Origin of the sequence: Jannaschia seosinensis (assembly GCF_001408515.1) — a bacterium.
Classification (GTDB): domain Bacteria; phylum Pseudomonadota; class Alphaproteobacteria; order Rhodobacterales; family Rhodobacteraceae; genus Jannaschia; species Jannaschia seosinensis.
Genome location: NZ_CYPR01000116.1, coordinates 1 through 3,051, shown reverse-complemented (window position 1 = coordinate 3,051; position 3,051 = coordinate 1). Strand labels below are relative to the sequence as shown.

At 62.9% G+C, this 3,051-nt stretch carries 1 protein-coding gene and 3 pseudogenes; 3 read left to right on the top strand and 1 reads right to left on the bottom strand.

Annotation, left to right across the window (positions count from 1 at the left end):
- On the top strand, nt 1–450 hold a 450-nt coding region (locus tag JSE7799_RS09545), incomplete at its 5' end, for a transposase (RefSeq protein ID WP_186201896.1).
- A 27-nt stretch (nt 451–477) separates the two neighbouring features.
- Nucleotides 478–783: pseudogene (locus JSE7799_RS19725) on the top strand (transposase); the annotation flags it as partial.
- Nucleotides 784–793: 10 nt separating this feature from the next.
- On the opposite strand, the pseudogene JSE7799_RS09540 reads toward JSE7799_RS19725, so the two are convergent.
- Nucleotides 794–1,753 (bottom strand): annotated as a pseudogene (locus tag JSE7799_RS09540) (IS481 family transposase); the annotation flags it as partial.
- 285 nt (nt 1,754–2,038) lie between these two features.
- Between JSE7799_RS09540 and JSE7799_RS21690 the strand changes: the two are divergent.
- Nucleotides 2,039–3,051: pseudogene (locus JSE7799_RS21690) on the top strand (transposase); the annotation flags it as partial.

The window sequence follows — 3,051 nt, the reverse complement described above, 5'->3', positions numbered from 1 at the left end:
AAGACCGCCAATGTGCTGGGCGCGACCCCCAAATCCATGCATGAAAGGGTCAAGGCCGATCTGCAAGACATCTGGATGGCCGAGACGAAGAAGGAGGCGAATGCCGCCTTCGATCTCTTCGTCGAAATCTACGGCGCGAAGTACGAGAAGGCTGTGGCCAAGCTGGTGAAAGACCGTGACGAGCTGCTGGCCTTCTACGACTTCCCGGCCGAGCACTGGAAGCACATTCGGACCACGAACCCGATCGAGAGTGTCTTCGCCACGGTCAGGAACCGGACCCGCAAAACCAAGGGCTGCCTGAACCGCAAGACCGCCCTCGCCATGGTCTTCCGACTCATGAAGTCAGCCAAGAAGAAGTGGCGGAAGATCAACGGGCCAAACCGTCTGCCCGACGTCATTCAGGGGATTGAGTTCAAGGACGGGATCAAGCAACTTCAAACCGCCGCCTGATGAGGACCGTCACCAACTTTTGGGCATATCTCCCGCCGGCGCCGCTGGACTTCATCTGAGAAGCTGCGGATCGTCGAGGAGACGCTGGAAGAGAACGCCAGCATTTCGGTCGTGGCACGCCGCAATGGCGTCGCGCCGAACCTACTGTATCGCTGGCGGCGCCTGATGCTGGAGGGAGGGGCTGTGGCCGTGTCTGGAGACGATGACGTCACGAGCAATCGCGCCGTCCGACAGATGGAAGACCGCATCCGCGAGTTGGAGCGGCAGCTCGGGCGCAAGACGCTCGAGGTCGAGATCCTGAAGGAGGCGCTCGACAAATCGCGCTCAAAAAAACTGACGTGGTGTCACATCCCGGAAGGTAGTATGGCTGTTTCTTGAACAGCTCTGGCTTGATTTTGTGCCAGTCCTTCATGGCCTGCAAGGGCGCCTTGCTGGCCAACGCTGATTGCGGGAGCTGCTGGTTGTAGAGCCAGACGTATCGGTGGAGCGTGGTCTCCAGGTCCTCGCCTGATCGGAAATGGTGGCTCTGCAGGACCTCTTCGATCCGGCCGTTGAAGCGCTCGACCATTCCGTTGGTCTGCGGCGACTTCGGCGGGGTCAGGCGGTGGTCGATGTCGAGGGCGGCGCACAGCGTATCGAACTCGTGCTCGCCGGTCGCGGCGCGCTTGCGCAGGCCGAAAAGGCGGTCGGTGAACTCCTTGCCATTGTCGGTGAGAATGGTGCGGATGCGGATCGGGCAGGCGCGCTCCAGATCGCGCAGGAAGCGCCGTGCGTTGGCCGCGGTCTTTGCCGGGAAGACACGGATGAAGACCCATCGGGTCGCCCGGTCGATGGCCACGAAGAGGTAACGGCGGCGGGTCTCATCGGCCATTTGCGGCAGGTATTTCACGTCGATGTGGAGGTAGCCCGGCTCGTAGGCCTTGAAGGCGCTGTGCTTCGGCTTGGCCGCCTTGGTCTTCAGGTCGCGCAGGTTCCCCACGCCATGCCGGCGCAGGCAGCGGTCCAGCCCCGAGCGCGAGGCGTTCGGGTTCAGGAACTCCCGCACAACCGCCAGCAGATCATCCAGCGACACCAGCAGCGCCTTTCGCAGGGCCACCGCGACGGCCTCCTGCGGTGGTGTCAGCGTCGTCTGGAGCCTGTGCGGCGTGTGGCTGCGATCCGCGACGCTGTCGCGCTTGCGCCACTTGTAAACGGTCTGCTCCATTATGCCGAAGCGCTCGGCCAGGACCGGAGCAGGCTCCGTGCTCGCCTGGATCGCCGCCCGCACCTTCGGCGTGGTCGTGGCCTGCTTGTGAAGGAAGATGTATCAGCATGGTCGTGCCCCGTCTCGAAGGTCCCTCAGAACCGATCTTGCCATGAAGAGCGCGGATCGTCGCGGGGAAAGGTGATCATCCGGGACGGAACAGCTAGGCGCGACGTGGCGGACTTCCTTGTCCGCGAGGTGGACGCGCCTCGCCACTCTCGCGTAGCCCCGGTTCTCAGCTACTGATGTGCTGGTCTCTACGGTGCTGTTTTCGAGGCCATGGAGTGCCCCCACTGAAGTGGTCCACCAACTGGCATAGAATTGTCCCGATCAGGAGGACCAGAGATGGCAGGAAAGCGAGGCAAGCCCGAAGACATCGTTTTAAAGCTTCGGCAGGTCGATGTGCTGCAAGGACAGGGCATGGCGATCTCCGACGCGGTGCGTCAGATTGGCATCACGGAGCCGACGTATTACCGCTGGCGCAAGCAGTATGGCGGGATGAACCGGGACCAGCTCAAGCGGCTCAAGGAGCTTGAGACGGAGAACCAGAGGCTGCGACGCGCGGTGTCGGATCTGACGCTGGACAGTGAGGCGCAAGCCGCCATCGGTCCGAGGACAATGGCGAGCGAGCGCCGCGCCTGCCGCACGCTCGGGCAGCACCGCTCGACGCGAGCCGCAGGGTTCCCTGCGGCACACCGGACGAGAAACGGCTGACGGAAGACATCATCGAGCTGACGCGCGCCCACGGGCGATACGGCTATCGGATGATCACCGGACTGCTGAACAACGCCGGGTGGCATGTGAGCCACAAGCGCCCCTCTCGGCAGCATGCTGCGCATGCGCCTGCCGGGCAACGGTCGAGCGGATATGGCGACGCGAAGGGCTGAAGGTCCCGCAAAAACAGGCAAAGAAGGGCAGGCTCTGGCTGAACGGCGGATCGTGCGTCAGGCTCCGGCCAGAGCGCCCGAACCACATCTGCACCTCACGATTTCGGCCAGGATCGGACGCATGACGGGCGGGTGTTCCGAACGCTCAACAACGAGACCTTGTCCGCCATTGGTCCGAGGGCAATGGTCGAGTGACGAGTTCACGAAGGAGGCGCCCCCTTTCGACAGATTTGGCGTTGCCAAATCGCCTGCCGGGCAATGGGTGATCCGTGTCGACCGCAAGCTCAATTCCACCGACGTAGTCGACGCCCTGACGGATCTGTTTATCCTGCGCGGCCCACCCGCATTCATAAGGTCCGACAATGGGGCCGAATTCATCGCCAAGAAGGTGCGCAGCTGGATCGGTGCCGTCGGCGCCAAGACTGCATTCATCGAGCCGGGCTCACCCTGGGAGAACGGCTACTGCGAGAG